Here is a 3,050-nt window from a genome sequence, read left to right as displayed (position 1 = left end):
CATCTGCCTTACTTGCTGGTGGTGCCTACGCCCACATTGCAAATATGATACAAAGTTTCGGGGATTAAATTTGAGCCCGTTTTCTTCAATGAAATTGGAAGTTTGTTAGATAGTTGACAAGCTTACCCATTTATATAGTGCAAATGCCAAAACTGCAGATCAAGTAAGAGAATTCTTAAAAACAATATAAAAAGAGAAAAAAAGTGCCAGGCACTCTCCAGAAAATTGGATGGTGCTTGGCACTTTTTTGTTGTTTCAGCCATTACTTATAAACATCTCCACGATTATCAATAGTTAAAATGTAGACAATTTCTTCGTAATGGTCAACTTCAAAAATTAATCTATACGTCCCGACTCTAAGTCTCATTTTATTATTGCTACCCTTTAATGGCCTTATATCCCCTATAGGTGGTCTAATTATTAATCCATTAAGTGCTTTTCCAATCCGCTCTTGAACAGCCTTTTCTTGTTTCTTTAAAAATTTGATGGATTCACGACTTAGTGTCAATTGGTAGGTTAAGCTCACGCTTGACATCCTCCCAAGAAACAAACTCCGAGTTATTCTTTAGTTGCCGCTCTTCTTCTTTGCTCAATGGAAAATTTTCAGGTTCCAATTCCCTTATTTCATTCCAATCTGGTCGGGAATGAGTATAAAATAAATATCTTATATAATCATAGGCAGATTTCTTTGCATCTTCAGGCAGGTCCTTTATCAGCTTAAACAATTCATCATTATTAATCGCCACTTTCAAAACCTCCTTATACACTTACGTTTATTCTTATATTAACATAAACCCACTGTTATGTTTAAATTTTTCCAATTGAAAAAAGATCAAATTAATCTGTTTTGGTATCGTGTTTTTAAATTTTGGGGTCAGTCCGCCGCTAGCTTACGCTATAACGCACCGGGGGACTGGGGGACTGACCCTTTTTTCAGGGATTATTTAATATTTACTTGCTTTAAAGGTTTGGTGGAAAAAGATATACAGAAAAAAAGTGCACGGGCATTGTCCAGGAATAGGATAATGCCTGGCATTTTTTTGTTTTTCAGGCAAGTCAAATTTGTTTATTCTTTCAGTGAACAGTACTTTTTATATCATCCAAGAAAAAATGCTTTCACACAAAAAAGGGTAAAAAATGACCAAAACATCAAAAAAGGCCTTCAAAAATCAAATTTGGAGGTCTTTTTTGATGTTTTGCTCTAAAAATGGGCCTCAAATATGAAATTTGGTGATTCGCTTTAACCCGCCAATCTCGATATTGTAGAAGTACGGGACCTGGCCTTTTTACATAAAATCCAAGTACCGGACAAGGTGATGAAAGTTGTCATAAACTATTCATATTTTATTGAAAAACCTATGACCAATTGCTTCATTTATTTCTATATAGAATATGAAGGAAACTAATTAGGAGAAAGGTAGTGGTTGAGAGTGGCAAAGTTTAGAAAAGTGCGTATTGATTTTTGGATGGATCCAATGGTTTCAGAGGAGATGACACCAGAGGACAGATACTTTTATTTATATCTATTAACGAATCAGCGTAGTACTCAAATTGGAATCTATCAAATTACGAAAAAGCAGATGGCATTTGATATGGGCTATTCCATTGAAAGTGTTCATTCATTAATGGAACGATTCATCACGCATCACCAGCTGATTCGCTACAATCCTGAAACGAGAGAGCTGGCAATTAAAAACTGGGGGGAAAATAACTTTGATAAAGCTGGGAAACCAATGATGGATTGTATTTGTTCCGAATTAAAAGCGGTCAAAGATGCCTCATTAATTCAATATGTTTCAGAGTTGATTCAAAAACAGGAATTCCGCAGCCTATATGAATCTTTTTGTAAAAAAGAAGAGTTTATTTTCAACGAGAAAGTTCGTGAACAAGATGAAACTGCTACCGATCTAACGCCTGAATGTGAAGAGATTGACGATACGTTGACCAATCCACATACGATACGTGGACAAGAAGTAGATAAAGATAAAGATAAAGATAAAGATAAAGATAAAGATAAAGATAAAGAAAAACAACAAGAAGTTCTTGATCCCCAAATGGAGAGTAATCCAAAAAGTGACGATACCATACATAATAATCAAAAACTTGTAGATGTGAAAGAAATTGTAGAGTTTTGGGACAACAATGGATTTGGTTTTAGTAACGTGAATGGTAAACAGCAGCTGTTAACCTGGTTAGATGATTCTAGATTTTTACAGCCAAAAGCTGTGATTTTAAAAGCGATGAATATTGCCTGTGCGAATAACAAGCGAAGGCTGACCTATGTGGTAGCTATTTTGAAGAACTGGGAAAATGAATCCTTACTGTCCGTAGAAGAAATTGATTCACATGTTGAGAGCCAAAAGCCTGTACAAAAACATTGGCAATCAAAGGAATCGTTTCCTCGAGGAAGAGATATCCCAAGCGGTTTTGACCTTGATATTACGGCAGGTGAAGACTGGTGAGTATTGCCGAAAAAGCGTTCTTAGGAAGCCTGATGAAGGCCGAGTACTTGCTCAAGGACACCGTAGTCAAGCCTGAACAGCTGGAAAGTACAAGGCATAAAGAATTAATGCAGAGGATGCTGGAATTAACCCAGGCAGGCAAGAATATTGATTTGATCACCTTTACAACCTTGCCTGACCTTGACGTCTTTGGCGGGATGTCCTATCTTTCCGAGTTGTTAACATATGCCGATCTCGAGAAGTTCGACAATATGGAGAAGCTTATCCTTGATTTGTGGAAGGAACGAGAAAAAAGGAACATCTTAAAACTGGCAGCCATGAATGATTGGGAGATTGCGAAGGTCATTTCTGAATTGGATAAAATTAACCAATTAAAAGTGGAGGATCACACGTCGTTAACACAAGCATTGTCAGATATCTTTGAGGCACCCTGGGAAGATCAAAAAGAGCTGATAACCGCAACAACAGGTATCCAAAAGCTCGATGTTTTGACGGGAGGGTTTCAGGATGGGGAAGTGACGATCATAGCCGCAAGACCGTCAATGGGAAAAACCGATGTGATGCTTCATTTTGCCAAAATGTCGGGTT

The 3,050-nt window shown here is 37.2% G+C and carries 5 protein-coding genes; 3 read left to right on the top strand and 2 right to left on the bottom strand.

Annotation, left to right across the window (positions count from 1 at the left end; translation table 11 throughout):
• Window positions 1-262: 262 nt before the first annotated feature.
• The gene (locus BDR01S_RS24325) at window positions 263-535 is read right to left on the bottom strand and encodes a type II toxin-antitoxin system RelE family toxin (protein ID WP_174523467.1); all 273 of its coding nucleotides are present in this window, start codon (window positions 533-535) and stop codon (window positions 263-265) included.
• Entirely contained in the window at window positions 492-746 is a 255-nt protein-coding gene (locus BDR01S_RS24320) for an XRE family transcriptional regulator (protein ID WP_066255672.1), read from the bottom strand. The genes BDR01S_RS24325 and BDR01S_RS24320 overlap by 44 nt, the downstream gene beginning before the upstream one ends.
• A gap of 75 nt (window positions 747-821) precedes the next feature.
• On the opposite strand from BDR01S_RS24320, the gene BDR01S_RS26000 reads away from it, so the two are divergent.
• The 3 genes from BDR01S_RS26000 to BDR01S_RS24305 all read left to right on the top strand — a co-directional run.
• Entirely contained in the window at window positions 822-1,205 is a 384-nt protein-coding gene (locus BDR01S_RS26000) for a hypothetical protein (protein WP_157413004.1), read from the top strand.
• A gap of 225 nt (window positions 1,206-1,430) precedes the next feature.
• Entirely contained in the window at window positions 1,431-2,462 is a 1,032-nt protein-coding gene (locus BDR01S_RS24310) for a DnaD domain protein (RefSeq protein ID WP_235846652.1), read from the top strand.
• On the top strand, window positions 2,459-3,050 hold a 592-nt coding region (locus BDR01S_RS24305; protein ID WP_305802432.1), incomplete at its 3' end, for a DnaB-like helicase C-terminal domain-containing protein. The genes BDR01S_RS24310 and BDR01S_RS24305, both read left to right, overlap by 4 nt.

The organism is Neobacillus drentensis NBRC 102427, assembly GCF_001591445.1.
GTDB lineage: Bacteria > Bacillota > Bacilli > Bacillales > Cytobacillaceae > Neobacillus > Neobacillus drentensis.
This window is presented reverse-complemented; position numbering and strand designations above follow the sequence as displayed.